The sequence below is a fragment of the Streptomyces sp. NPDC059008 genome (assembly GCF_042749045.1).
Taxonomy (GTDB): domain Bacteria; phylum Actinomycetota; class Actinomycetes; order Streptomycetales; family Streptomycetaceae; genus Streptomyces.
On sequence record NZ_JBHYJC010000038.1, the window covers coordinates 48,125 to 73,139 of the forward strand.

Consider the following 25,015-nt stretch of genomic DNA (forward strand, 5'->3'; position numbering starts at 1 on the left):
GCGAAAGCTCTTCTTCGATCGATAACCCGTTTGGATCAACATGTAATCGAGGAGGCAGAGACGGCGGGGCTGTCCTCCGCTGAGCATTTCGCGACAAGGAAGGTGAACACCGGCCCCGCTGGGACGCAATCCACGCCGAACCAGCCCAGGGAGGCCAGGGTCGGCTAGTACTCCAGTTGCACTTTGCTATTGCCGCTGGTCAAAGGCTTGTTTTCGAGTGTAGTGAGCTGACTGGTCGTCATGTTGCGGGAGTTCGTGACCGGCGGCATGTGATCGCTGTTGTGCTGATCGCGCAAGATGATGTGCGGCCCGATGTCTGGGCTTCGGAGCTGGAGGAGGTGCTGCTGCGGATCGGTCACCGGTTCGGCCGGGTCGATCTGCGGCGGCGGATGCGGGACTACGTGCGTGGGCTGCTCGGTCCTGTCGGCCGGAAGAATGGCTGGCAGCTGGCTGAGTACGTCGGCCATGACGTGCCGGCCGGTCTGCAGCACCTACTGAACCGGGCCCGGTGGGATCCGGACGAGGTCCGTGACGACCTGCAGGAATATGTGGCCGAACGACTCGGGGAGCCCGACGGTGTCCTGATCGTCGACGAGACAGGCTTCCTCAAGAAGGGCACCACTTCGGCCGGCGTGCAGCGGCAGTACTCGGGCACGGCGGGACGTACGGAGAACTGCCAGGTCGCTGTGTTCGCGGCCTATGCCTCGAGGCGGGGCCGGACCCTGGTCGACCGGCAGCTGTACCTGCCGAAGTCCTGGACGTCCGACCGGCAACGGTGCCGGGCGGCAGGGGTGCCCGACGGCCTGGCGTTCGCCACCAAGCCCGAGCTCGCCCGACGCCTGGTCACCCGGGCACTGGCCTCACCGCTGCCCATCGCGTGGGTGACCGCGGATGCGCTCTACGGCCAGGACTGGCATTTCCGCCGAATGCTCGAGGAAGCCGGAGTCGGCTACGTCGTCGCCGTGCCGAAGTCGCAGCAGGTCAAGTCCCTGGCCGGGTGCTGGCGCATCGACCAGCTCATCTCCGACGCACCTGACGACTCCTGGGAACGGCTCTCCTGCGGCGACGGCGCCAAGGGCCCACGCGTCTACGACTGGACGGCCGCGATGCTGCCGGCCGTCACGTCCTTCGAGGGTGACGGGCCCTCGCACCGCAGGTGGGTACTGGCCCGCCGCAGCATCGCCTGCCCGGACGAGATCGCCTACTACCTGGCATACGCGGTCACGGGGACCACCGTGAACCAACTGGTCACCGTCGCCGGCAGCCGCTGGGCAATCGAGTGCAGCTTCCAGAGCGCGAAGAACGAATGCGGCCTCGACCAGTGCGAAGTCCGGCGCTACCCGGGCTGGTACCGGCACATCACCCTCGCGATGCTCGCCCACGCCTTCCTCGCCGCCATGGCCGCCGCCAGCACTGCTGAAAGGGGGGCCGCAGAAACGGATCTTTCCCCGTCCCGCTCAGCCTGGCGGAGATCCGCAAGCTCATGGCAGCTTGCCGCCATGGAACAGGTCACCGCCACGCACACAGCACGCCCTGAGATGGTCCCGCTTCCGGCGCAGCCACCAGGCCACCGCCAAACGCTGTCACTACCAACGCCGTACCCGGCATCACGAACTCCCGCAACATGACGACCAGTCAGCTCACTACACTCGAAAACAAGCCTTTGACCAGCGGCAATAGCAAAGTGCAACTGGAGTACTAGGGGGAGTTGACGTCGTCTGTCTGCTCCCGCGACGGGAGCTCACCCGCGCGGTTCGGGCAGGTCCACCGCTGCAAGGCGTCCTGTGCGGCGCTGAAGGGAGGGACGGGCGTGACCGGTTCGGTCAGGTGGAGCACGATTCGCTTGGGCTGATCACGGCTGCGGACGGTGAGGGAAGCTCCCGGTCGGCGGCGGAGAGATGGACCGCCGCGGTGCGCAACGCGCCGGCACCCGGCTGGCCTCCGACAATGACGACGACTGGCCGGGCCTGGCGCACAGCGCTTTCGGTGGCTCGCCGGAAGGATCACCTGGTGCAACACGTCGCGGCTCTCCTGTTCGGGCAGCACGACTGAGCCGACGTCCAGCTTGGTCACCACACCTCCCCTCCTTCTGATCACAGCAACGCGATCATAAAACTCAACTGCAAACTCATGGGCAAATTCATGGGTAAGTTGCGGTAGTGTTTGGGATGGAGGTGAGGCGTGCCGACCGAAGATGAGCTGTTCGCGGCGGTGGACGCACTGCTGGAGGGTGAGCCGGAGATGCCGCCCCCGGCAGAGCGGACGCGGCTGCGCGAAGCGGCCCGTGTCTCTCAGGCCCGGCTCGCAGAGGCGCTGCGGACGTCGACGCAGACGGTGAAGAACTGGGAGGCCGGCCGCTCGGAGCCGCGGCCGCCGCGCCGCCAGGCGTACCAACGGCTGCTGGACGGGTGGGCGGAGAAGTATCCCAAGCCCGCCGACGCCGATGCTGCGCAGCTGCCGGACTCTGGCGCGCCCGCCCGAGCAGAGGCGCGAACTCCGTCCCTCTCAGTGCGCGAGGCAGCGGCCGTGACCGCAGAAAGGAACGCTGAGCCGAGCGCCGCCCCGGCGGCCGCATCGCGTCCGGCGCGTGCCGCCAAGCCGTCGTCGACGTCGCGGCGGCCGGCCGTGCGGAAGGCGGCGACGAAGCCGACCGGCCCGGCCGGCACCGACGCGCGGTTCGAGAACGGCCCGCTGGCGGTCGTGGACTACGAGGACGGGCAGGTGTCGGCATACTGCGTCGGCGGCCTGGTCCTGGACTGCCCGGCCAAGACCCTTCCGGCGCTCGTGGACTGGACGCTGTCCGAGGCGAAGCTAGGCGCGCCCCGCCTGCACCGCAGCGGTAAGGACTCCGACCCGCTGATCGTGCTGACCACGGCGGCAGCCGAACGGCTCGGCTTGCCAGCGGACTTGGAGGACCGGCGGGGCCTGCGGCTGGCGGAGGACCACAAGGTCATCAAGCAGCTCACCCGCACGAAGTGGCAGCTGACTCGTCGCGGCTTTGGTCCTTGGGCGCGTATCTACCGCCCGGCCGAAGGAGGCCGGCGCCGGTGCGTGCAGCTCGCGGTGTTGCCCTGGGGTGCGCTCGACAACCGATCCTGGGGGAGCGCCGACCAGCTGCCGCCGGCCGAACTCGCCCAGGTTCTGGGCTCGTACGCGACCCGGGTCATCACCCCGCGCGGCTCGACCGCCGTGTGCGGGCTGGAGCTGATGACCGCGCTGCGCCCGCCGACCCGCGCGGTCAAGGACGAGGCCACCGGCGCCTGGGTGTCCGGGCCGGTGCCAGGCTCGCTGACCGAGGCGGTGGACCCGGCGCCGCCGGAGGCACCAATGGAACACCCGGTGGCAGCCGCCCTCTACCCCCGCTTTCACGAGCGCACCCCGGCCGAGGTCCTGGACGAAGAGGCGTACGACTGGTTCCGGCCCCTGACCGATCAGGAGTGCACCCAGGGCTACACCCACGCGGTCGGCATCGACGTCAACATGGCGTTCGCCGCGGCCGCCAACCGCCTCAACGTCGGCACCGGCCCCGCCACCCACGTCCAACATCCGGCCTTCGACCCGAAGCTTCCCGGCTCCTGGCTGGTCGACCTCTCCCACCTCGACCTCGACCCACGGCTGCCCTCCCCGTTCACACCGAAGGGCACCCGCCCCACCGGGCCCGCCTGGTATTCGACCTCGACCGTCGCCTACGCCGTCGAACTCGGCGCCCAGGCCCGCCCGACCGAGGCCTACGTCCGCCGCGAGCACGGCGCCTACCTCGACCCCTGGTACACCCACCTGCGCGACGCCTACATGGCGACCATGGCTGATCTCGGCGTCATCACCGGCATGACCGACGAAGACTTCCTCGCCGCGATGGCCGGCCATAAGGACGTCGACCCGGGCCAGGCCGCGGTGTTGTCGGCCATCAAGTCCACCGTCAAGGGCGGCATCGGCAAGCTGCGCGAACGCCCCCAGAGCGTCAAGCACAAGTTCGGTGAGCGCTGGCCGGCGCTGGAGCGGCCGACGTGGAGCCCCCACATCCGCGCCGAGCTGATCGGCAAGGCCCGCACCAACATGCACCGCAAGATGACCAAGCTCGCCGCCGCAGGCCACTTCCCCGTCGCGATCCTGTCCGACTGTGCCGTCTACCTGTCCCATGGCCCGTCGCCGCTCGACTTCCTGCCCCGCACCCCCGAGGGCAAGCCCCTGCCCGGCGGGTTCCGGCTCGGCGTCTCGCCCGGCATGGTCAAGCACGAAGGTACCCAGGACTTCCTGTGGCTCGCCTCGATGATCGAGGACCAGCAGATCAACCCCGCCCGGCACATCAAGGGCACCGACGCCATGCTCGACGGAGAGTAGGGGACCGACGTGGGCATCATCGGCGACAGCCTGGAAAAGGCTGCGGAGGCCACCGCCACCCGCCCGATCCCCAAGAGCGCAGGCGCGCAGATGCGCTACCTGGTCAAGCAGCTCAAGGGCTCCACCAGGGCAGTGGCGCAACTGCTGGGTGTCTCTCAGCGCACGGTGGAGCGGTATGTCAAAGACCAGATCCGCCGACCCCGCCGCGAACTCGCCGCCCGCATAGAGCGTGAAGTTCGCAAGCGGTGGCAGCCAAGGGTGCGGCAACAGGCCCAGCAGCGCGCGGCCCAGCGCACCGGGATCACCATCGAGACCAGGGCGCGCTTCGGTTTCACCGCTGCTCCCGGCACCACCGATGACGGGCGGATTCGGCTGATCACCCAGCACCTGCCCCCGCCGTACGCCGCGCGGCTCTTCGACGCCCAATCCGCGGGCGCCACCGAGCAGCAGCTGCAGGACATCGCCGCCGAAGGTCTGCAGGAGATCTACTTCAAGGACCGCGGCCGCCGGGCTGACGGGCTGACGGTGGAGTTCACCGACATCGATTACGCGGAGTTCGACTTTGGCTAGTGCTTTTTGAGTGTCTGTGACGTCTGCCGAAGCGGGTGGCTGAGTCCACGTGTGCGGGCCGTACAGCGTCACGAGGACGTCGGCGCTGCGCCGTCACCGTAGTGGCTTACCACGGCGCCGGGTCAGGGGCAGCCGTGCCGGCGGAAGCGCCAGCACCTCCCGAACCAGCAGCTCCTGGCTCAACCAGGTCGAGCGTGGTTCGCCCTGCTGACCGACAAACATATAAGGCGAGGGGTTCACAAGAACGTCCAGGCTCTGGAGAAGGACATCCGCAACTGGATCAAGACCTGGAACGAAGACCCCAAGCTCTTCACCTGGACTAACCGCAGACGAGGTCCTCGAAGGCCTCGCCGGATATCTGAACCGAATTCCCGACTCAGGACACTAGGAGGATGATGCACGAGCCGCGCCACCTTGTCGACGGCCTGGTGGGCGCTGGACATAGAGCGGAAGAAAGTGTGTCAAAGGGTGTGCTCTATGTCGCTATCAATGATGTCGAGTTCAATTAATCCCAGGATGCCTGGTTCCCAATATGGAATTGCTTCGATGCAGGGTTGTCCGGGGGACCTGTAAATGCAAAGATAAGGCTAATGTGCTGGGTGTGTGCATCGATCAAGTCATCGCATAAGCCGCGCAAAGATCCGCCAAACCTTTGGTGGAACGGCTGGTTGGGCGGGGGTGGTGATACGGCAGGGGGGCTACCACGTGGTTACCGGCCGCTATCTCGGTCTTGCGGGCACGGCCAGGCAGCCGAGGAACAGGTCGGCGCCGTACGAATACTAGGGGCCTGGGTCACCCAATTTACCCGGGTCGGGATCACCCTCGTCGCCACGGAGTGCTACCTCCGATTACGTATCGGATCTGTTTACTTGACAGAGCATCCGTCGATTGGGCCTTTTCGTCGAAATGGAGAAATGGTCATGATTTTATGCAAGGGTAAAAGTCTGAGATTTGTTACTCGTGCGGCAGTTGGGGTATTGGCTGTCGGTGGTTTGTTGTTCGGCGGTCTGTCGATGTCGCCTTCTGTGATAGCGGCTGGAAGGGTTTCAGTGGAGAGAGGGGCGACGGGAGAAGGGCGGAGCGCGCAAATTCCTGCAGGGTTACGTAGCGCGATAGTGGCGGGCGGCATGGCGATCATTTATCGGGAGTGGCCGGAATCGGCGGAGGGCTACAATGATTTTGAAATGTCCACCACCGTCACAAAGGATCCCGGCTACAATGGGCACACCTACTGGGCGCACGAGTGGAGCTATTCCAATGGAGGGGATGGCGGCTACGTCGGACTGCAGCGAAAGAGTGCTGATGAAAAGGCTCTCAATTTCTCCATCTGGGAGGCATCGGGATGGCGTGATGCTGCTCCCGAAGCGAATTGTTCTAATTTCAGCCATGAAGGTAGCGGGGTGCAGTGCTGGATCGACTATCCTTGGAAGGAGGGGGTGAAGTACAATATTAAAGTGGCTAAGGTTGACTCCAAGGGATGGCGGGCGTCGATAACCGACACCGAAAGTGGGGAGACGTCTAGTGTGGCTACCATCGAACTCCCGCAAGACTTTGGAGGACTTAATACCCTTTCGGAGTGGGTGGAGAACTTTGCTCAAGGGGACGAGCAGCCGGAGAACTGCGAGGATGTGCCATCGGCTGTCGCGGTCTACGATCAGCCGACTGCGAATGATGGTGCCGTCAAACCGCTTAAAAGCTCTCCAAGTACCTACGGTGAATGTAAGTCTATAGCCGAGGCCGTCTGCACCCCGGAACAGAGCTGCACTCTCACCGTGAACAAGAACGCACAACAGGCTCGCCGCCCATCACCGTGACCACATCAATCGCCGCGACCAGGGCTGGGTTACCCCAATTCCGCTACCGCTCGCGCGGCCAGGGGGGGGAGGGGTGCCTCCTCCGTCGCTGACGATGCTGCACCGGGCGGTCCAGCGGGATTTGTCGCCGGGGGAGCGGGCCGGGCTCGCCGGTGGTGAGGGGGCGGCTCGTAAGCATGATGTGTTTCTGGCCCGGCCGCGGGGCTGGCGCAGTCAGGTGTGGGAGACCGATCACGTCCAGGCGCCGGTGCTGGTCGAGGTCGATGGCAAGCCCCGCAGGCCGTGGGTCACCTGGTTCACCGATGCGCGACAAACGCGATCACCGGTGTCGCGGTGACGCCGGTGCGTCCGTCGCGGGAGTCGGTACTGGCCGCGCTGCGCTCCGCGGTCTTGCGCGAGGACCCTTACGGCCCGTTCGGCGGCCTGCCCGAGAAGGTGCGTGTCGACCGCGGCAAGGACTTCCTGTCCCGGACGGTGACCGCCGCGTTCGATCTGCTGGACGTGATGGTGGAGGACCTGCCCGCCTACACCCCTCACCTCAAGGGCACCGTGGAGGGCCTGAACCGGGCGGTGGAGAGCATGTTCCTGGCCGCGCTGCCCGGCTACGCCCGCCAGCCGCGCCCCGGCAAACGCCCCTCCCGGCCGAAGGACGAGGTGCTGCTCGGCGTCGAGGACTTCACCGCCCGCCTGCTGGCCTGGACGCTGTGGTGGAACACCGAGCACCGCCCCGCGCCGTTGCGGGGCCGGACTCCGCTTGAGGCATGGCAGGCCGACCCGACTCCCGTCACGGACGTCCCCGCCGCCGACCTGTGGACGTTCACCCTTGAGGACGATGGCCGCCCGCGGAAGCTGACCAGCCACGGCGTGCGGTGGCGCGGGCGCACTACATCGCCCCCATGGATGACCGGCCAGGCTGGCGGTAGCGTCACAGTGCGCTATATGCCGCACCACGATCACGAGATCGACATCTGTGACGCGAGCGGCAAGTATCTCGGGCCTGCGCACCTTGCGGACGCGGCCACCCCCGAACAACTCGGGGCCCTGCGCACAGCCCGTGCGGAGCGGTACTGGCGGGTGTCGAGGATGTCGAACTGGGCGAGCTGGCCGAACTGCAGGCGCCGGTAGAGCCGGGCGTCGGGTCCGTTGGGCCGCGCGGCGCAGCGGCTGGTTCTCCCAGTACGCGCGGTAGGCGGCGGCCCGGCGGACGAGGATCTCGGCGGGCGGGAGGTTGGAAGACCACGTCGAGGTCCTCCTGCGCCAAGTGCCGGTAGGCCGTGAAGTAGCCGTCGTGGGTCGCTGGCAATGACCGGCGCCGGGCCGACTCCTCCCGTCGCATGCGCTGGCGAAGGCGCTGGCTATGGGGGCGGGAGCGTGGTCGCCCCCGCTTCCTCGGCGGCAGACCGCCGTCGGCGCAAGTACTCCCCGAACCCGTCGGCATCGACAACCCTGTGGGACCGGCGACTCCCGCAGTCGTCAACAACTGCTGTCACGGGTTGTCGGTGAAGCCAACCGACCAACGGATCTGTGACGGAGTGGACCTTTTGCAGTGCTGGAGTGAGAGGAGAGGCGATGAAGCGGCGTACGGTCACGGCCGGGGCAGCGGGCGCGCTCGGCGCCGCTGTGCTGGCCGCCGCGGGATGCACGCCGCCTGGCGACCGCTCGGGCGGGCAGGTGATGTTGACCATGTTGACGCACTACACGGGCGAGCCCGTTAAGTCGGCGCTGCAGGCCTCCGTCGATGCTTGGAACGCCACCCATCGGCGTGTCCAGGTGCGCACTGCTGCCGTGCCCTTCGCCTATCTGCTGACGACGTTCATGGTGCGGCAGGCCGCGGGCCAGCTCGCCGACATCATCCACCCGTATGGCCTGTGGACTGGGCAGCTGGTGCGGGCCGGTGTGCTGCGTCCGGCGCCGCGGGAGGCTGCGCGGCTGATCCGCCGGGACTTCTCTCCCGCTGCGGTGGCGGCGGCATCGGCCGACGGCACGGTCTACGGCTATCCGACGGAGGTGCAGACCTACGCCCTCTACTACAACCGGCGGCTGCTGCGGGAAGCCGGCATCGATCAGCCGCCGCGCACCTGGCGGGAGCTGGAGGACGCGGCGTACCGCACCGCGAGGCAGGACCGGTATGGCAACCCGCTGGTGCAGGGGTTGGGGCTGTCGTGGGGCAGCCAATTGGCGGCAGCGGATCAGGCGCTGGCGCTGCTGGCGGCGCGCGGCGGCGCTTTCCTCAGCCCTGACGGCCGACGGTCCGCCATCGGCTCGGTGGCCGGACGGGACGTGCTCGGCCTGCAGCGTCGGCTCATCGTCCGCGGCGCCGCGACCGCCAGTACCTCGCTGACGAGGGCGTTTCCGGCCGGGCAGGTGGCGATGGTGATCTATGCAGGCTGGTGGAGGGCGAGGCTGAAGGACGAGATGGGCGCGGACTACCGCGACGTCGGGGTGGCGCCCATACCTGGCCGGGTCCGCGATGACCGCGGCACGCTCCTCAACGGATTCCTGCTGGGCGTGAACGCGCGCAGCAGACATCCGCGTGAGGCCTGGGAGTTCCTGCGCTGGCTAAACGCGGAGCCGGTTTTGACGGCTGGGGCAAGAGGCGGTGCGGAGCGGCGGGTGGCGGTGTCCAGGATGAGCGCATTGCAGATGGAGGCCGGTTCGATGACCAGCCGGGCCGCGGATGTGCGGGCGCTGTTGGGGCGCGAAGGCCTGAGCGCCGACCCGAACCTCCTGCCGTTCCTGGACGCGCTGCGCTACGCAGTCCCCGAGTCGAACGGCCCGCACGCCCAGCGCGCCAAGACGATGTTGCGCAAGGCCATCGAAGACGTCTGGACCGGCCGCGCCTCGGTGGACGCGGCACTGAGCACCCTCACCACGCGACTCGACCATGAACTCGCCCGCCAGTAAGAGCATGTCCTGCATGGTCAGCTGATGGATGCGTTTGTAGCAGCAGAGGCTACGGTCAGTCTAGTTTCGATGACCCACCGTCGGCGGCCGAGCCACTGGAGCCGATGCCCTTGCGTGCGATGCGGAAGCCGATGTGTTTGCCCGATAGGCATTTCTGCTGCTTGAGGCGGTTGATGCACTGCTCGGCGTCGATGCCTGTAGACCTCGGCGTCGAAGCCCGGCGGGCGGCCGCCGTGGCGGCCTCGCCGTAGGCGGTGGCCGATCTGATCGGACGGCTGTGGAATGACGGAACGGATTCCCCGGCGCCGCAGGTGGCTTCGGATGGCGCGGGATCCGGCGGACTTCGTACTGGTCCAGGCCGCACTCGTTCTTCGCGGCCTGGACCGCCTCCTCGATCGCCCAGCGCGTCCCGGCGATCCGCACCAGTTCGGTGACCGTCGTGCGAGCTGGTGCGTAGGCGAGGTAGTACGCGATCTCGTTCGGGCGGGCCAGCCTGCGGCGGGCCAGTACCCACCGGTCGTGGGTGGGCTGGTCGCCGTCGAAGTCGTCGATCGCGGGCAGCCGGGCAGCGGCCCAGCCGTAGATCCGCGGCCCTTTCGCGCCGGCTCCGCAGGAGTGGCGTTCCCAGGCGTCGTCGGGCGCCTGAGCGAAGGCGAAGTCGATGCGGCTGATGGCGTGCACGTGCTGGGACTTCGGCACGGCCAGGACATAGTCGACGCCGGCTTCCTCCAGCATGCGGCGCAACCGCCACTCCTGGCCGTAGGCCGAGTCCGCGGTCACCCAGGCGATGGGAAGCGGCGAAGCCAGGGCTCGCTTGATGATGGTCTTCGCGAGGTCCCCTTGGTGGCGAACGCGCGCTCGTCGGGGATCTTCACCGCGGCGCACTGACCGGTGTGCAGGCCGAGGCCGAGCTCGCCCGGAGTGCCGGTACCAGCCTGTCGAAGCTGGCGTTGCCGGACCTCATTCCGCCCGCCGCGCCCCCGGCCGACTGGCGCACTCCGCCCTCCCTCGCCACACGGACCGCGCCCGGCCAGCCTGCTCCCGTCCCGGCCGAACCTGTCTCCGACGTCGCGCCTGACCTGACCGCACAGAACGCTGAAGACGGAGACGCCTCGTGACTGCGGCCACCTACCAGTACGTCGACCTGCCCGACGCCCCTGTGGTCACGACCCGCGCTTTGCTCACCGCCCGGGAGAACATCGGCGACACTGTCGCCGCCCGCGCCATGATGTGCATTCACGGCGGCGCTGGCTTCGGCAAGACCCTCGCCGTCAATACCTGCCTGCGCGAACTTGAACCCGGCGAGGACGTCCGCAAGATCACCTTCCGGGCTCGGCCCACCGCCCGCGCGGTGCGCTACGAACTGTTCACCGCGCTCGACCTGGCCGGGGAACCGCCGCGCCACCCCAGCGAGTTCGACCGTCTGCTGAAAACCGCTCTGGCTGAACGCCCTCGCACCTTCCTGGTGGACGAGGCCCAGTGGCTCAGCGGGGAGGCGTTCGAGTACTTCCGCTACTTGTGGGACGAGCCTTCCACCCAGCTCGCGATCACCTTCGTCGGCGGTGAGGGCTGCCACACCGTGCTGCGCCGCGAACCGATGCTCTCCTCCCGGATCTTCATCTGGCAGCACTTCACCCGCCTCACCCCCAGCGAGGTCCTCGACGTCATCCCGCTGTTCCACCCGCTCTGGGTTGACGCCGACCCCGAGGACATCACCTTCGCCGACAGCCACGCCGCGCACGGCAACTTCCGCGCCTCGGCCCAGCTGACCGCCCACACCCGCACCGGCCGTCCCCGCGTGGACCAGGAGCTGCTGCGCTGGGCCTTCAGCCGCTCGCCTGACCACCACACCGCCACGCCCATGCCTCTCGCTGCGCCCCGGCCTATCGCTGTGGTCATCGACCGCCATGACGACGCGCTCCACACCCACACCGCCCTGGCTGCCCACCACCCGTCGTTCGGCCGGGTCACTCTGCATCCCGGCCCGGGTACCACCAGCGGGACCGGCCTCGCCCACGACCTTCTCGCCGCCTGGGAAAACCGCCCCTGCTCCCGGGCCGCTTCCCGGCCGGCCGTCAGCCCGCATGGGAAGCCGCTGCCGCCTGGATGACCGCCCTGCCCGTCACACGGCTGACTGTCCTGCGTGCCCACCGACTCACCGCCCGCCGCACGATGCGCCTTCTGCAGCTGAGTGCCGTCACCGGTATCCACCTGACCTTGGTCTGCCACCGCCCGCACTTTCCCGCCGCCTTGCACCAGGTCCTGCGGACGGTCGACTACTCCGTCACCGCCGACTTCGAGGCAGCCCGCCGCCACTACTACGGCACGCCGGTCACCGAACCCCCGCCTGCGGACGAGCCCGCCGGGCCGGCCGGTCGGTGGCTCACCCTGCCCGCACTGGAACGCCTCATCTCCTACGACAGCCCCCGCCCCTGCACCGACCCGTGCACCCCGCCCTCGATCGCCTGGCGGCACCGCCCACCGCCCGTGCCTCTCACTGCGCCCACCGCCCAGCGAGTCGCCCACCGCCTCCACACAGCGACCGCACATCCTCGCCTGGCCGCGGCCATCGCCGCCGCACTGTTCACCGGCGCCTCCCTCCAGCAACTCGCCACCGCACGCCCTCGCGACTACGACGATGCCGCGGCCACGCTCGCCCTGCACGACCGCACCCGCTACACCGACGGCTGCGCCGCCCACCCCGTACCGCCCTGGGCCAGCGTCTTCCTGCGGGCCGCTGTCTGCTTCACCCGTCTCGTCTCCGGCGAGGACCAGGAGCTGCTTGCCGCGCCAGGTGACCGTGCGCACCTGCTGCGCGTGGCGGAGACGGCCAGGCTGCGCCCGCCCCAGCCGCCCGCCGCAAAGGCCCGGTCGGCCGTGTGGAGTGGGACTGGTGCGAGCGGCAGGAAGCCGAGCAGTACGAAGCGGTGCCGTGCAGTCGCGTCAGGCCCTCGCGACGCTGAACACCCTGTTGCGGTCGCTCAAGGGGCAGGCTCAGCCGATCGAGAAGTCGGCGAACTCGGCGTCTCTGAAGGCGATGTGCAGGCCGTGGGCCCGGCGGTCCCATTCGCGGAAGTGGGCGTGCCCGAGCGCGCGGGCGAGGATCACCGTCTGCTGCTGCTCGCCCGCGCCGGCATCCCGGGCGGCGAACAGCTCCCGAGCCACCTCTCCCGGCAGATCTGGGTGATCCACCGCACCCGCGGATCGTCCGAGGAACCTGCCGCAGCAGCAAACCCGAACCGCGCCCTGGTATGGAAGACGAAGCCCTCCGCCTCAGCCCGGGCACGCCGACGGGCCCGTACCCGGGGCTGCCACCGAGCCAGGACTGCTTCCTCGATCGCCCGAACCTGCGCCGGACCCGGGGGACGACGCGCTCCTGGCTTCTTCGTCATCCACCGCTGCACGGTGCGCTGCGAAAGCCCCAGCACGGCGGCCACCTGCCGGGTGGAACCCCGATACGCTGCCAGCAGGAAACGCAGGCGGGCCTCGGTGCTTGAGGGAACGGGCCGGGTGCGCCAATGCGCGCTCCAAACCCTGCTCTATCTGTCCCACGTCCGCCTCTCGAAGCGGCCAGCCGACCAGGCCGACACCTGCAGTCCGTCGCGTCAGTTCTCCCACGTCGCCTGCCCCTGCCTGCCAGTTTCGGCATTCTCCAGACAGCGCTGGCTGACGCAGGCTACGAGCCCCTGGGCGAGCATCAGCGATAAGCCGACGGAGCGGAGAACAGACGCCGCGGGCATCCCGGTGCTGTCCCCCTGGTCCGAGCCCCAGGGCGAGGCGGGAGAGCTCCGCCGGAAGGAGACCTGGCTGATGATCTGCAGGTTTTTGTCAGTGGTGGTTCGGTGTTGTGATGTCAGTGGGTAAGTGGTGGGCTCTCTGCTGTTCAGTGAGTTGTCCTGGGTGGCTCGACTGCTGTCATGGATGCCGATCTGGCTCTGTCGTTTTTGGTGATGATGCTGGTCAGTTGGTTGCCGGTCGGTATGGCGCGGGGTGTGTTGTCGCTGGTCAGGGCTGTGGTAGCAGGGGATTGGGTGCCGAAGGTTGAGGCCGGGCGGGCATCGTCGCTTTCTACCGATGGGGACCGAGTGTGTAGTGGATTCCTGTTGCGGTGAGGCGGAGTTGTTCGCCGTCCTGGACTGTGATGAGGGGGAATAGCGGGCTGTCCGGGGCGCGGTCCTTGAGCTGTCCGTGAATGCCGGCGGCGCGTGCGAGGCGGTGTGTCCAGGTGGGGAGTGGGTAGATCCGGCATCGGCGGTGGGCTGTGCTGTCGTGGATTTTGACGGTGGTCACTGTTTCGTTGATGTCGATGCCGCGGATGAGCGCGAGCTGGTTGATGTCTGCCCCGGTGACCGCGTGGATGGTCAGGGCTGTGGCGTGCAGGGGGTGTGCCACCGTGGTCAGCCGGGCGGCGAGGCCGTTTGCCGGTATGCGGTCATGTCCTCGCTCGGGCTGTGCGCCGGGCGTCGTGGGGGCGAGTTCGGGTGCGCCCTGGCACCGGGCGCGTTTCGGGCGGTTTGTCACCACGCCGTCCGACGGTGCCGGGGAGGTGATCCACTGCCCGCCGTCCCGGCGATGAGAAGCAGGTTCGGTGGGCCGCTGCTGTCCGGCGCTTGGGGTACCGGTCGGTGAGTGTTCCGTCCGGTCTAGGGCGATACGGGCGTGGGGGAGGATGTCGATGAGGCGGTGTGGGGTTTCTTCGAGGAGCGTTCTCAGGGCAGGGGTGACCTGCCGGTGCCACAGGAGGGTGAGGCGTATACCGCACCGTTCCCGCAGGGCGAGTAGTTGTCTCTGGCGGGCGTGTGTGAGGCGGTCGGTGCGGCAGACGATGAGGTGCCCAATGCGATGGGTGAGCACCCAGGTGGCGACGGCATCCCAAGCGGGGCGCTGGGAATCGGCCCACGTCCCGTACTTTTCTCCGCCTTGGGGGAGTCGTTTGCCCAGGGCATAGAGGAGGTCGTGGGCGAGGGCGGCGGGCGCTCCGTTGGCGGGGCTGGGGTCGACGGTCAGACGTCCCAGGGCGGGTTCGTGTGCGGCATGCGCGGCGGCCGTCCAGGCGGGGTGGTCGTCCTTGTCGTGGATGACGGTGACTGGTGGTGGACCGCCGGCTGTCACTACATGCCGCCGATCTTGCTGTAGACCCAGCGCACGAGGTCTTCGTCGACCTGTTTGAGATTCAGTTTCTTCATGCCGGCGAGGATGTGGGTGGTGATGTTGGCCCAGTTGCGGAAGCTGCCGTGGGCGGCCTGCTTGTCGATCGCGTCGATCAACGCGGTGTCCACGTCCGCCCAGACGGGGTGGAAGGCGGGAATCGTCTCCCTCACTTCGTCCTTGGACATCCGGGTGAACTCCTGCCAGATGAAGATCCGGGAGGCCAGCATCGGCTCACGGCGCAGGACCTTGTAGCAGCCGTCACCCCCGGCGAAGATCACCGCGATGTTGGTGCGTTTGTCGTCCCACAGATGGCGCCAGAACTCGAACCCGGTCTTCTTCATCCACTGCGCCTCGTCACAGACCAGGACCCGGAACTCCTCGGCGAGCGCCTCCTTGAGGAGGGTGTCGAACTCGATCGGGCGGGTCGGCGGCTCACCCGGCAGCCCCAGCGCCTGGAAGAGACCGTGGCGGATGTCCCGGGGAGTCGGACCGGCCCGCAGCTCCAGGCGATGGGTGATGTCCGGGGCGAGATGCCGCAGTGCTGAGTTCACCGACATCGTTTTGCCGGATCCGGCCGGCCCGTAGACGCACATCATGGCTTTCGCCTCGATGACGGCCTCGATGTTGTCCCGCGTGGTCAGCAGCGTGTCGGTGCCGACCAACTGGGCCTGCTCCAAGCCCAGGAAGTGGTCTTCGCTCTCGTCGGGCAGCAGCCCGTAGTCCAGATCAGCGATCATCAGCTTGGTCCTCATCAGGAGTAGGTGTGCGCGGGGGCCTCGGGCGGGCCCAGGTATCGGGCGCGGGGCCGTGCGGAACGAGATCGGGACGGGCCAGCGCACGGCGGTCCGTCTGTGCTGCTGCGCCCAGTTCCTCTTCGGCCTGCGCGGAGGTCGGGGAGGTGAGAGGCATGGGCGGGGCAGCCGTGGTGGAGGCTTCGAAGCGCTGGCGGCGCAGTTTCTCCGCGGCCTTCAGATCGGCTTTGAGCCGGCGGGCGGCCGCGGTCCGGGCGGCCTGGACGGAACGGATCTGTTCCCGGCTCGCCGCAGCGGCCAGGAACGCCGATCCGAGGTGGTGGCCGGTCGCGGCGTCGAAGACTTCGATGGTGTCGTCGTGATGGGGCAGGTGCCGTACCGAGACCTTGGTGCCGGTCCGGCCGTTCATCCACGGGGCGAGGTAATCGCGGCGGTGCCACCGCACCCCGCTGGTGCTGATGGTGTACGTACGCCCGTCGTCCTCCAAGGCGAACGTCGCCAACTGCCCTGGGGACACATCCGTGAGCGGCGTCGCGTCGGCCTGCCACGCCTGGAGGGGGGTTTTCCCATTCAGCGCGGACGGGCGATGGCGAGTGTTCCACCAAGTCACCCAGTCCAGCAGCAGCCCCACGAACGCCTCATACGTCAGGGGCGGGGCGCCGGGGTCGGCGAGCCGACCGCCGGTGAGCTTCTGCCGGCCGGTGTAGCGGGGGAGAGAGACGAGGAACATCTCCTCCACCGCGTCGTTCAGCGCCTCGATCGTGCCCTTCAAGTGAGGGGTGTAGGCGGGCAGGTCGGTCACGGGAACGGCGAGCGCGCCCATCGCCGCGGTGACCGCCCGGCACAGGAACTCCTTGCCGCGGTCGACCCGGATCTGACCGGGCAGCCCGCCCACCGGACCGAACGGCTCGGTGCGGGTGATCGCGATGCGCAAGGACGCCAGCACCGCGTCGCGGCTCGGAGCGTGCGCGGTGACCGCGACCCCGGTGATCGCCTTGGTGGCGCAGTCGATAAACCAGGTCACCCACGGCCTGGCCAGCTCACCCTCCACGTCCACCTCGACGGGCACGTGCTTGTGATCGCCCTCCCACACGGCGTTGCGGTGGGTGGCCGGCCGCTGCCCGAACACGTCGTGCGCGCGCCGCGCCGCTTCCCCGCTCTTGAGACCGGCACGTTCCCCGCGGGTCAGGTCCCGGCGGATCGCCCGGTGCAACGTGGAGAGCGACGGCACCGCGGTCGCGTCCGGATCCTCGGCCGCCCGCTGCACCAGCTCGGCGTGGACCCGTGAGGCGTTCCCGCCCCACAGCGCCAGCAGCCGCCGGACCTCCGTGGTGACCGTGAAATGGGACGACTCCACCCGGGCGAGGCGGTGATCCTCCCGGGCAGCGGCCAGCCACCGCCACACCGTCCGCTCCGACTTCCCCAACGCCTGTGCCACCAGGCGCACATGCGCGGTCGTCAGCTCTCCACGCTTGTCGAGGTCCAGCAACCGGGGCATCGCCGCCGCACGCCCCGACGCCAGCGGGAACACGGCCATCGGAGCGTCTCCGGGATCCTCGCCATGGCTTCCCGACATGTGCGGCCCCCTCCGCCGAGTACTGGACCGCACGGCCTGCCGTCCTGCTCCCAGGTATCCCAGCCCTTCGGCACCCAACTGACCGGAATCGGCATACGACTGACAGCACCATCGTCATCCGGTACAGCCGTGTCCGCGTACGGGGCTGGCGATCTGCTGGACGGCCTTCCGCAGGCGTCGTAGAGCTCCCGGGTGCACTCCGGGCTGAACCGCGGCCTTGGCCACCGTGCCGGCCAGGCCCACTCGGCGTTCCTCCGCCCTGGCCGCGACCACATAGAGCCCCTGCGGGAGGCGATCGGCAACCCCCGTCGCGAGGCAGCCGACGCCCGTGCCCGGGAAGAGGCCGGGCTTGCCCAGAAGGAGCACAAGGCACAGGTACAGCGCGCGGTGCAGGAGCAGGCGGCGAAGAAGGCAGCCGAGCGTGAGGCCTGCCGTCCCGTCTGCACCGGCTGCGGGGCGAAGTTCACCGACGCACGGTGGGAGGCGTCACAGAAGTCGGACTGGGCACCCGAAGGACTTTCACCCGCAGCTCTGCGGCGGCTGCAAGCACCAGGCGGTCAGCCAAAGGGACTGGACCTCCCCGGCTGTCGACTGGAGATCACAGACCCCCTACGCTGCGTGCTCGGGGAGTAACGAGATGGGGGGCCGATGGCTGATCCAATTGAGACTGAAGCACCGGATGACTCAGGGTCGGTCACGGTACGGCGGTTCGAATACCAGATACACATCTCCGTGCAAGCAGTCCTGGAGATGCTCGCAGGCGGAACGGTCATCCACGTGACCTGTGAGCACATCGAGGACGTAACCGTCGCCCGCAGAGGCGACCCCCGGTGCGCCGACGGTGTGTTCTGGGATTTCCAGCAGATCAAAACGAGGGATGCCGTCGAGCCCTGGACGCTCACAGACGTGTTCAAGAGCGGGCCCCTCAAGAGCATGTGGCGTACGCACGCAACCGTGGCGGGCACCGGTCTGACCTATCAGCTGACCGCTGGCATCGAGGGTCATCTCGACCCAGCAGACGAGGCGGTCGTTGCCTTGGCCCAAGGGCAAGGCGGAGACAACGCGGGATGCCTCAAGCGGGTTGCGACGCACCTGAAAGTTAAAGAGGACGCCCTCACCGATTTCCTTCCCTTGGTCCGCATCAGGCCGCTGCCACGGCGCGGTGACATCGAGCTGCGCAATACGCGGGTGCTGGCCGATCTCGGCCCGGGGCTCACCATGGCGACGATCGACGCCCTCTACATCGAGTTGCTCCGGCGCACTCGCGATGCGACTCAAGGCCTGCCGGTAGCCCGGTGGACAGAGCTCTTGGTTCTCGACAGTCCGCCCCCGGCTGTTTTGAACAAACGCATCACCGCAGCGGCCGTCGCCGACGTACGGCAGCGTCTGATCCGTCCCGACCATGTGTTGCTGGAAGACCTTTCCCAGCAACTGCATGGTCCCGAGACTGCGCTTGTCCGCAAGCTCCGGGCGGGTGCTGCGTCCAGGGAAGTCATCGAGGAGGCGCAGATGCTCCGAGCCCACGCTGAGCGCCACCGTTTCAAAGAGCTGGCCCTGGGAGCCTGGCCGGTCGACCAGGCTATCGAGACAGACCTCGACCAGCGTCTCCTGCTGTTGGCTCGCCGCACCGGCAGATCCCACAAGGGGCAGCCCCAGCCCGCTGATGCCATCTTCGATGAGCTACAGCGGCTCCTCGACGCCAACCCCAGCACGTACGACCGCCATCCCCTCTACGCCCAGGACGGGGTGCTCCTGATGGGCAGGGCATGCGCGATCTCGGACGAGTGCAAGTTCGACTGGGGGAGCGACCGGGATGCCTCCTAACACCACCGCGCCCATTACCGCCGTGCCGCCAGCACGGCCACCCTCGGCCGATGCCCAAGCCCGCCTGCTGCTACTCATCGACGTCTTCTCCCGAGCCAAGACGAGCAAGGGCATCGAGGGCCGCATGAAGCTGGCCAAGCTCGACTTCCTGCTGCGCTACCCCGACCGCTTCGACCGGCTCATGGCTGTTCGGCGGCCCAACGTCGATGCCGGCGAGAACCCGTGGCTGACGGGGACGATCGAGCAGAGCATGATCCGATACAAGTACGGGCCATGGGACCCCGCCTACTACGCGCTGCTCGGCACCCTCACAGGCAAAGGACTCATCGAGCCCAAACACGAGGACGCCATTGCGACCTACTGCACCACTGCGGCTGGGCATGACGTGGCGTGTGCTCTTGCTGAAAGCGAGAGCTGGCGCCCGGTGCGCGACCGGGCAGTGCTGTTGCGCCGGCACTTCAACCTGACCGGCATCACCTTGAAGAACCTGATCTACGAGACGTTCCCCGACATCGTCGAGGCGGACTGGGGGACCCATCTATGAGACTGCGCATCGAAGAGATCACCCTGGTCGGCACCAGCCGCACGATCCGCTTCGAACCCGGCATGAACGCGATCATCGGTTCTATGAGCGGCGGGAAGACCGCGACCGTCAGCTGCCTTCGGGCCCTGCTCGGTGCCGACGTGAGTGTCGTCCCCGAGCTTCGAGGACGGACGATCGCCGGCACCGTGCTGGTCGGAGATCGCCGATTCCGCATCGTTCGTCCCCTGGTCACCACCCCGAACGCCATGGTGGAGATCGCCGAGGTCGCAGGCCGCCGGGAAGTCTGGCGGCTGCCCGCCAGCCAGCTCCAAGCCGGGTACGACGCGACCTTCCGTGATTGGTGGCGCGACGTACTGAAGCTGCCCCGCCTGAGCGTTCCGCGTGCTCCCAACGACGACAGGAGCCCCCTGGTTCCTGTCACCATCAGTGACTACCTCATGTACTGCGTCCTTAGGCAGAAGGAGATCGACTCCTCCGTCTTCGGAACCCCGGACAACTACTCCAAGAACATCAAGCGCAAGTACGTCTTCGAGATCCTTTACGGCCTGTACGACCCCGAGGCAGCCGGCCTGCGCGACCGTCTACGCGAAGTCACCACAGAGCTGGCAGCGCTCACCGCAGATGCGAACACCCTCGAACGGATCCTCCAGACCACCGCCTTTGCATCCCGCGCCGAGCTGGAAATCGAGAGGCAGGAGACCGAGCGGGAGCTCACTCACGCTCGCCAAGCTGACATCCATCTCACCGGCAACATCAACCTTGCCGGGCCGAACACCCTCACGCTCCGCGAGCGGATCGCCGAGTCGGAAGCGGAGATCGCCCGGATCGCGGGTGCCACCGAGGCTGAAGCCGTCTCCGTCACCAACCTCCGGGAACTGCACGGACAGCTCATCGCCCAGAGCCGTCGACTGACGCGCGCCCTGGTCGCCGAGCGACTCCTCAACGACTTCGAGTTCCACACCTGCCCCCGCTGCGGAGCCGGCGTACCGGACAGGGGGGACGAGCACACTTGCCGCCTCTGCCTCCAGACCCCACCCGACCTGCCGGCGCCCTCGTCCCTCGCTGCAGAGCAGGACAGGGTCATCGAGCAAGTAACCGAGACAGAAGAACTCATCGCCCGGAGCACCCGCCGGCTCGCTCAGCTCCAGACAGCACTTGCTGCCCAGACCGAACACCGGACAGACCTTGGCGCCCAACTGGACCGTGCGACCTCCACCTACATCACCGACCAGGCAGACCGTATCCGAAGCGCTGCGGCCCAACAGGCCCGACTCGAGGAGCACCTCGCCCGCCTGGACGACGGCCTGGCCCTGCACGACCGGCTGGCAGGACAGGCCGAACGGGTGGCGGAACTGGAACGCGAGCAAGAAGACCTCAACAGTAAAATCGACGCCACCCGCCACAGCAACCAAGCTGTCAGCGAACGCCTGAGGAAACTAGACGACGCCTTCGAAGCCGTGCTCCGCAGCTTCGACGCACCCCGCTTCGACGATCAGCCAGGCTCCTACATCAACAAAAAGACGTACCTGCCTGTCGTAGATGGCCGTCCCTTCGCCGACCTGCAATCGCAAGGCGTCGAGGTACTGGTCAACGTCGCCCACGTCCTTGCACACCAACACGTAGCACTGAACGATGGCGACATCCCACTGCCTAACATCCTGATCATCGACGGCATCAGTAGCAACGTCGGCCACGAAGGCGTCGACCTTGAACGCCTGCGCAAGATGTACGCCAGCCTCCTACGCACTGCCACCGAACACATCGACCGCCTGCAGATCATCGTCACCGACAACGACTCCCCTCCGATCGAGGGCATTCACCGGCCACTTGAGCTGTCCGATACAGACAGACTCGTCCCCATGCCCCCTGCAGAACCCGGTGAGGCGCGGCCTGCAGACGTACCCCCGGAAGAAGGGGTCGGCGACTGACGACCGCAGCGGGGCCGGCCAGGTTCATCCTGCCCGGCCCCGCTGCTGCGCTCGCCTACACGGCTACGTCCATCGCATCCCGATCTCGGACAGCTGCTCCATCCGCTTCGTGGACAGCGTCGCGGCCCGGCTGCGCTGGTTCCCGATCCACGCCCCGAGCCGGAGCTCCCGCTCCTCCTGGTCCTCGCCGACGATCCGTTCGACGTGCTTCCTCGGCACCCTCAGGTGCCCCTCGCGCTCGTAGAACTGCTTGGCGGCCTCGTAGTTCAGCGCCCACTTGTCAGCCTGCGTACGGCGCGGCTGCGGCTTCTCGTCCTCGGCCGCGGGCTCGATCCCGAGGACCTGCTCACACATCCACTGCTGCACGGTGGTGAGGTTGTCCCACCCGAGCCGGACCGAGCGCACCCACCGTCCGAGGTCCTCGCCCTGGTGCACGACGACACCGGGCTCGGTCGGTAGCTCGCCGCCGGCTTCCAGGTGGAGCCGGACGAGGTGGAAGGCACGCTGCCAGTCCACCGGCCAGGCCGGGCACCATGACGGGTCGATGTCCTCCAGCTGCTCGCGCCGCTCGGCCGACAGGGCGCCGGCCGACGACTGCACAGGCAGCCCCTCGGCCCGCCGCTGCTCGATCTCCACGGCCTTCCGCGCGGCGGCCCGCGCGTTCTTCAACCAGACGCCCACCGCCGCGCCCTGGAACGTGGCGTCCAACGGGGCCAGGAGGTGGCCGTGTTCGGCGGCCCATCCGCGCGCGATGGTCAGGCCCTCTTCCCAGGCGACGCCGAAGTGGGACCAGACCATGCCGAGCCTGTCGAGCTGCTCGATGCGGTCCTCGTCCATGCCCCCGCGGGCGTAGAACCTCCGGGCGTCGGCGATCCACTGCCCCAACGGGAAGTTCCTGAGCGAGGCCGGCCACCCCTTGGCCTCCGCCTCCTGGTCCTCGGGCACGCGGTACGTGAACGGCACCTTCAGGTGCCCGTGCTCGCGGGCGTAGATGACGGCGGCTTCCACGCCGCGCCGCCAGTGCTCGTGCTCAGGGTTGAGGACTCGGAGGTTGATGAACGCGGCCAGTTGCGCCGGGTCACGCGGCGTGGAGAACTTCAGCAGCTCCCGGGCGGGTGCCGACGGACCACCGGATCCGTTCCCCTCCCCCCGGCTCTGCTGGCCCTGTGCGCCTTTCTGGACGGGTTTGTAGGCGCTCGGGGCCTGCTGCTCGGCCAATGCCTCCACCACCCGGGCGTCGTGCGCTCTGAGCGCCTCCAGCAGCTTCGCCAGGCCTCCGAATGCCCGGGACGTGAGCATGTTGTCCGCCGTCTCGCCCGGCCCCAGCAGAACGGGCACCACGAGCGAAGCGACCTTGCCCTCACCCGGCTCCATCCGCAGCGCCCGGCCCACCGCCTGGACCAGATCGGGCATCGAGCCGCGCACATCCGCCCAGTACACGGAGTCGCAGTTCTTCGTGTCGACGCCCTCGCCCAGCACCTTCACCGAGCCCAGGAACCCCTTCTCCACGACCGTGCCGTCCGTGGCGATGCCGTCGGCGAACTCCCCGAGGACCCGCCGCCGGTGGTTGGGCTTGTGCTCACCGCACAGCCAGTCCGCCCAAATCGTCTTCGGGTACAGCTCCGAGTCACCGGCGTGCAGCTGCGCGGCGACGTCGGGAAGGCCGGCCGCGAAAGCCTCGGCCTCCTTCACCGCGTGGTGGAAGACCAGCGTGCGCCGGAAGTTCTCCTCCGAGGACGCCTTCAGCAGCGCGGCCTGGAGCGCGGCGAGCCGGGACCCACGCACCTGGTCTGATCGGCCCTCAGCACCCAGGAGCTGAGCAGCCTGGAGCTGGGGGTCGGTGATGTCCACGCACACCACCTGGTACGGCGCGCAGATCCCCCGGTCGATCGCCTCGGACAGCGTGAGGGTGTAGCAGCGGGCCCCGAACGGCCCGTCCGGGTCGTCCTCCATGCTCGCCACCAGCTCGCCCGGCGCGCCCTGCTCCTGGTCCTCGTCCAGCTGCCACAGCCGGGGCGTGGCGGTCATGTACAGCCGCCGCAGGGACGGGATGCGGGTGTTGTCGTGGACGACCGCCCACGGCTTACCCAGCCGACCCGAAGTCCGGTGCGCCTCATCTACCACGATCAGGTCCCAGCCCGGGAGACCGGCCTTGTGAGCCCGCTCCAGCGTGCCGAGCCCGAGGGAGGCATACGTGGCGAACACGGTCACCTTGTCGAACGGCCGCACCCAGTCGACCAGCTCTTCCACGTCCGTGGTGTTCGGGAAGGCCACGTCCTCGCCTCGCAGGGACGAGACCCCGATCATTAGGCCCGTACGGCCGCCCTCGCGCCACGCGGCCTCGGTCTGAGCGAGCAGGTCCAGCGAGGGTACGAGCACCAGCACACGACCCGCCCGGAGCTCTTCCGCGCTGCGCACAGCAACGAGGGTCTTGCCGGAGCCGGTCGCCATGACCACCTGCGTCCGCAGGCCTCGCTCATGCACGGTCGATCGTGCGGGCAATTCGAGGACGCGTAGTACTGCATCCACGGCTTCTCGCTGGTGGGGACGGAGTTCGGACGCTGCCATCCTGGTCTGCTCCTCGTCTAGGCGACCGGAGTGGTCTCAACTTGCTGGGAAGCGAGAAACCTGTACCGCCAGCCGGAGAGAAGCCTCCGCGGTTGAGCGGGTCGCGTCCTCCGACGCGGGAAGCAAGCATGATCAGCAGCGGCTTCTTCGTGCTCAGAGGCGGCACCGTCTGACTCCATAACTTATCTCCACCTATAAATGAAGCATACTAGAGAGAGCGCCAAGAATATTCCCCTTGCCGGGCCCTGAAGGCGATACGACCCTCACCGCGGCATATCCTGCCCGCCACCACGAAACGAGGGCACAAATGAACCAACGCTTGACCGCCACAGTCCTACTCTGCTTCGGCACCGGTCTCCTCACCGGATGCTTCATGGAACCGGAAGCGCAAGACGTCAGCCGCTCCGACCTCGTGGGCCGCTGGCACGCCGGCGAATCGTGCGACTCCTCTCTTGTACTGAAGAAGGACGGTTCGGCGCGGTGGAAGCGGTGGGCGACGGGCTACAGCGTGAGCAAGACCCGTATCACCGGCAGGGAGAACGGCAAGGGAACCTGGTGGCTGGAGACTTTCCAGGGCAAGCAGACTTTCGAGGTGAAGAGAGGCAACACCTTCGAGCCGTTGATGCTGCTGCAGGGAGATGGCCGACTGATCCTTCTTCAGATACCCGAGGATGACCCGGACAACAGCATCGGATGCCGTTTCAAGCGGGTCGATGGCCAGAAATTCAACTGATGCCTCACCCCCTCCCGACTACTTGTCAACCCCTTCCCCCTTCTTGCTCCTGGCGGCCCGTCAACCGCGTACACCCCCCGAGGCCGTAGCCCGCCTAGTGACGCGAAGCGTCACTAGTGGCTGGAGCGCAGCGGAAGCCACCGGCCGGCCGGAGGCCGGCCGCGCCTCGCAACGCGAGGCGCCCGCACTGCAGTTAGCGGTGCGCGCGCAGCGCGTGCCGCCTGGCGGTGAGCGGAGCGAACCGCATCCGCTCACGCGGAGCGTGAGCGCAACACCCGCGCGCAGCGCGGGTGTTCGCTTCTTCGCGCGC

At 67.9% G+C, this 25,015-nt stretch carries 17 protein-coding genes and 3 pseudogenes; 12 read left to right on the forward strand and 8 right to left on the reverse strand.

Features of this window, described 5'->3' with window-relative positions; all coding sequences use genetic code 11:
- Positions 1–302 precede the first annotated feature (302 nt).
- The 6 genes and pseudogenes from ACFWZH_RS30865 to ACFWZH_RS30890 all read left to right on the forward strand — a co-directional run bounded on the left by ACFWZH_RS30865 (position 303) and on the right by ACFWZH_RS30890 (position 7,850).
- Positions 303–1,628, forward strand: a complete 1,326-nt coding sequence (locus tag ACFWZH_RS30865; protein ID WP_384438618.1) for an IS701 family transposase — start codon at positions 303–305, stop codon at positions 1,626–1,628.
- Between the two features lie 553 nt (positions 1,629–2,181).
- Positions 2,182–4,341 (forward strand): telomere-associated protein Tap, encoded by a 2,160-nt coding sequence (gene tap, locus ACFWZH_RS30870; RefSeq protein WP_384438564.1) that lies wholly within the window; start codon positions 2,182–2,184, stop codon positions 4,339–4,341.
- Between the two features lie 9 nt (positions 4,342–4,350).
- Positions 4,351–4,911, forward strand: a complete 561-nt coding sequence (tpg, locus tag ACFWZH_RS30875) for a telomere-protecting terminal protein Tpg (protein WP_384438567.1) — start codon at positions 4,351–4,353, stop codon at positions 4,909–4,911.
- 163 nt (positions 4,912–5,074) lie between these two features.
- Positions 5,075–5,299, forward strand: a pseudogene (locus ACFWZH_RS30880) (IS630 family transposase); the annotation flags it as partial.
- A gap of 532 nt (positions 5,300–5,831) precedes the next feature.
- Positions 5,832–6,725, forward strand: coding sequence for a DUF3472 domain-containing protein (locus ACFWZH_RS30885; protein ID WP_384438570.1), 894 nt, complete (start codon positions 5,832–5,834; stop codon positions 6,723–6,725).
- 579 nt (positions 6,726–7,304) lie between these two features.
- Positions 7,305–7,850 carry a Mu transposase C-terminal domain-containing protein gene (locus ACFWZH_RS30890; RefSeq protein WP_384438621.1) on the forward strand — a complete coding sequence of 182 codons (546 nt, stop codon included), beginning with the start codon at positions 7,305–7,307 and terminating at the stop codon, positions 7,848–7,850.
- Here the strand turns inward: ACFWZH_RS30890 and ACFWZH_RS30895 are convergent.
- Positions 7,775–7,949 (reverse strand): annotated as a pseudogene (locus ACFWZH_RS30895) (alkaline phosphatase D family protein); the annotation flags it as partial. The gene ACFWZH_RS30890 and the pseudogene ACFWZH_RS30895 sit on opposite strands and share 76 nt — an antisense overlap.
- A gap of 345 nt (positions 7,950–8,294) precedes the next feature.
- On the opposite strand from ACFWZH_RS30895, the gene ACFWZH_RS30900 reads away from it, so the two are divergent.
- Positions 8,295–9,629: an extracellular solute-binding protein gene (locus ACFWZH_RS30900; protein ID WP_384438573.1), complete on the forward strand. Its 1,335-nt coding sequence runs from the start codon at positions 8,295–8,297 to the stop codon at positions 9,627–9,629.
- 60 nt (positions 9,630–9,689) lie between these two features.
- Here ACFWZH_RS30900 and ACFWZH_RS30905 read toward each other — a convergent pair whose 3' ends face one another.
- Positions 9,690–10,514, reverse strand: coding sequence for a transposase (locus ACFWZH_RS30905; RefSeq protein ID WP_384438576.1), 825 nt, complete (start codon positions 10,512–10,514; stop codon positions 9,690–9,692).
- 229 nt (positions 10,515–10,743) lie between these two features.
- On the opposite strand from ACFWZH_RS30905, the gene ACFWZH_RS30910 reads away from it, so the two are divergent.
- A complete protein-coding gene (locus tag ACFWZH_RS30910; RefSeq protein ID WP_384438579.1) occupies positions 10,744–11,739 on the forward strand; it encodes an AAA family ATPase in 996 nt (331 codons plus the stop codon).
- Between the two features lie 884 nt (positions 11,740–12,623).
- Here ACFWZH_RS30910 and ACFWZH_RS30915 read toward each other — a convergent pair.
- From ACFWZH_RS30915 to ACFWZH_RS30935, 5 genes and pseudogenes are all read right to left on the reverse strand, one after another.
- Positions 12,624–12,794, reverse strand: coding sequence for a hypothetical protein (locus ACFWZH_RS30915; RefSeq protein WP_384438582.1), 171 nt, complete (start codon positions 12,792–12,794; stop codon positions 12,624–12,626).
- Positions 12,734–13,132: pseudogene (tpg, locus tag ACFWZH_RS30920) on the reverse strand (telomere-protecting terminal protein Tpg); the annotation flags it as partial. The pseudogene tpg (ACFWZH_RS30920) and the gene ACFWZH_RS30915, both read right to left, overlap by 61 nt.
- Positions 13,133–13,697: 565 nt before the next feature.
- Positions 13,698–14,741 carry a hypothetical protein gene (locus ACFWZH_RS30925; protein WP_384438585.1) on the reverse strand — a complete coding sequence of 348 codons (1,044 nt, stop codon included), beginning with the start codon at positions 14,739–14,741 and terminating at the stop codon, positions 13,698–13,700.
- Positions 14,741–15,532, reverse strand: a complete 792-nt coding sequence (locus ACFWZH_RS30930) for an AAA family ATPase (protein WP_384438588.1) — start codon at positions 15,530–15,532, stop codon at positions 14,741–14,743. Before ACFWZH_RS30930 ends, ACFWZH_RS30925 begins: the two co-directional genes overlap by 1 nt.
- The gene (locus ACFWZH_RS30935; RefSeq protein ID WP_384438624.1) at positions 15,507–17,030 is read right to left on the reverse strand and encodes a Mu transposase C-terminal domain-containing protein; all 1,524 of its coding nucleotides are present in this window, start codon (positions 17,028–17,030) and stop codon (positions 15,507–15,509) included. The genes ACFWZH_RS30930 and ACFWZH_RS30935 overlap by 26 nt, the downstream gene beginning before the upstream one ends.
- 726 nt (positions 17,031–17,756) lie before the next feature.
- Here ACFWZH_RS30935 and ACFWZH_RS30940 point away from each other — a divergent pair.
- The 3 genes from ACFWZH_RS30940 to ACFWZH_RS30950 are packed head-to-tail and all read left to right on the forward strand — an operon-like array spanning position 17,757 to position 21,404.
- Positions 17,757–18,932 carry a dsDNA nuclease domain-containing protein gene (locus ACFWZH_RS30940; protein ID WP_384438591.1) on the forward strand — a complete coding sequence of 392 codons (1,176 nt, stop codon included), beginning with the start codon at positions 17,757–17,759 and terminating at the stop codon, positions 18,930–18,932.
- The gene (locus ACFWZH_RS30945; protein WP_384438594.1) at positions 18,922–19,476 is read left to right on the forward strand and encodes a hypothetical protein; all 555 of its coding nucleotides are present in this window, start codon (positions 18,922–18,924) and stop codon (positions 19,474–19,476) included. The genes ACFWZH_RS30940 and ACFWZH_RS30945 overlap by 11 nt, the downstream gene beginning before the upstream one ends.
- The gene (locus ACFWZH_RS30950; protein WP_384438597.1) at positions 19,473–21,404 is read left to right on the forward strand and encodes a hypothetical protein; all 1,932 of its coding nucleotides are present in this window, start codon (positions 19,473–19,475) and stop codon (positions 21,402–21,404) included. Before ACFWZH_RS30945 ends, ACFWZH_RS30950 begins: the two co-directional genes overlap by 4 nt.
- A 63-nt stretch (positions 21,405–21,467) precedes the next feature.
- Here the strand turns inward: ACFWZH_RS30950 and ACFWZH_RS30955 are convergent, their stop codons facing one another.
- Positions 21,468–23,972 carry a Helicase associated domain protein gene (locus ACFWZH_RS30955; RefSeq protein ID WP_384438600.1) on the reverse strand — a complete coding sequence of 835 codons (2,505 nt, stop codon included), beginning with the start codon at positions 23,970–23,972 and terminating at the stop codon, positions 21,468–21,470.
- Between the two features lie 319 nt (positions 23,973–24,291).
- On the opposite strand from ACFWZH_RS30955, the gene ACFWZH_RS30960 reads away from it, so the two are divergent.
- Positions 24,292–24,705 carry a hypothetical protein gene (locus ACFWZH_RS30960; protein WP_384438603.1) on the forward strand — a complete coding sequence of 138 codons (414 nt, stop codon included), beginning with the start codon at positions 24,292–24,294 and terminating at the stop codon, positions 24,703–24,705.
- The last annotated feature ends 310 nt before the right edge of the window (positions 24,706–25,015 follow it).

Excerpts from the sequence above, each read along its gene's own strand:
- ACFWZH_RS30885 (WP_384438570.1), top strand. The coding sequence starts at position 5,832 with ATGATTTTATGCAAGGGTAAAAGTCTGAGATTTGTTACTCGTGCGGCA.
- ACFWZH_RS30890 (WP_384438621.1), top strand. The coding sequence starts at position 7,305 with ATGTTCCTGGCCGCGCTGCCCGGCTACGCCCGCCAGCCGCGCCCCGGC.
- ACFWZH_RS30900 (WP_384438573.1), top strand. The coding sequence starts at position 8,295 with ATGAAGCGGCGTACGGTCACGGCCGGGGCAGCGGGCGCGCTCGGCGCC.
- ACFWZH_RS30930 (WP_384438588.1), bottom strand. The coding sequence starts at position 15,532 with ATGAGGACCAAGCTGATGATCGCTGATCTGGACTACGGGCTGCTGCCC.
- ACFWZH_RS30935 (WP_384438624.1), bottom strand. The coding sequence starts at position 17,030 with ATGCCCCGGTTGCTGGACCTCGACAAGCGTGGAGAGCTGACGACCGCG.
- ACFWZH_RS30940 (WP_384438591.1), top strand. The coding sequence starts at position 17,757 with ATGGCTGATCCAATTGAGACTGAAGCACCGGATGACTCAGGGTCGGTC.
- ACFWZH_RS30945 (WP_384438594.1), top strand. The coding sequence starts at position 18,922 with ATGCCTCCTAACACCACCGCGCCCATTACCGCCGTGCCGCCAGCACGG.
- ACFWZH_RS30950 (WP_384438597.1), top strand. The coding sequence starts at position 19,473 with ATGAGACTGCGCATCGAAGAGATCACCCTGGTCGGCACCAGCCGCACG.
- ACFWZH_RS30955 (WP_384438600.1), bottom strand. The coding sequence starts at position 23,972 with ATGGCAGCGTCCGAACTCCGTCCCCACCAGCGAGAAGCCGTGGATGCA.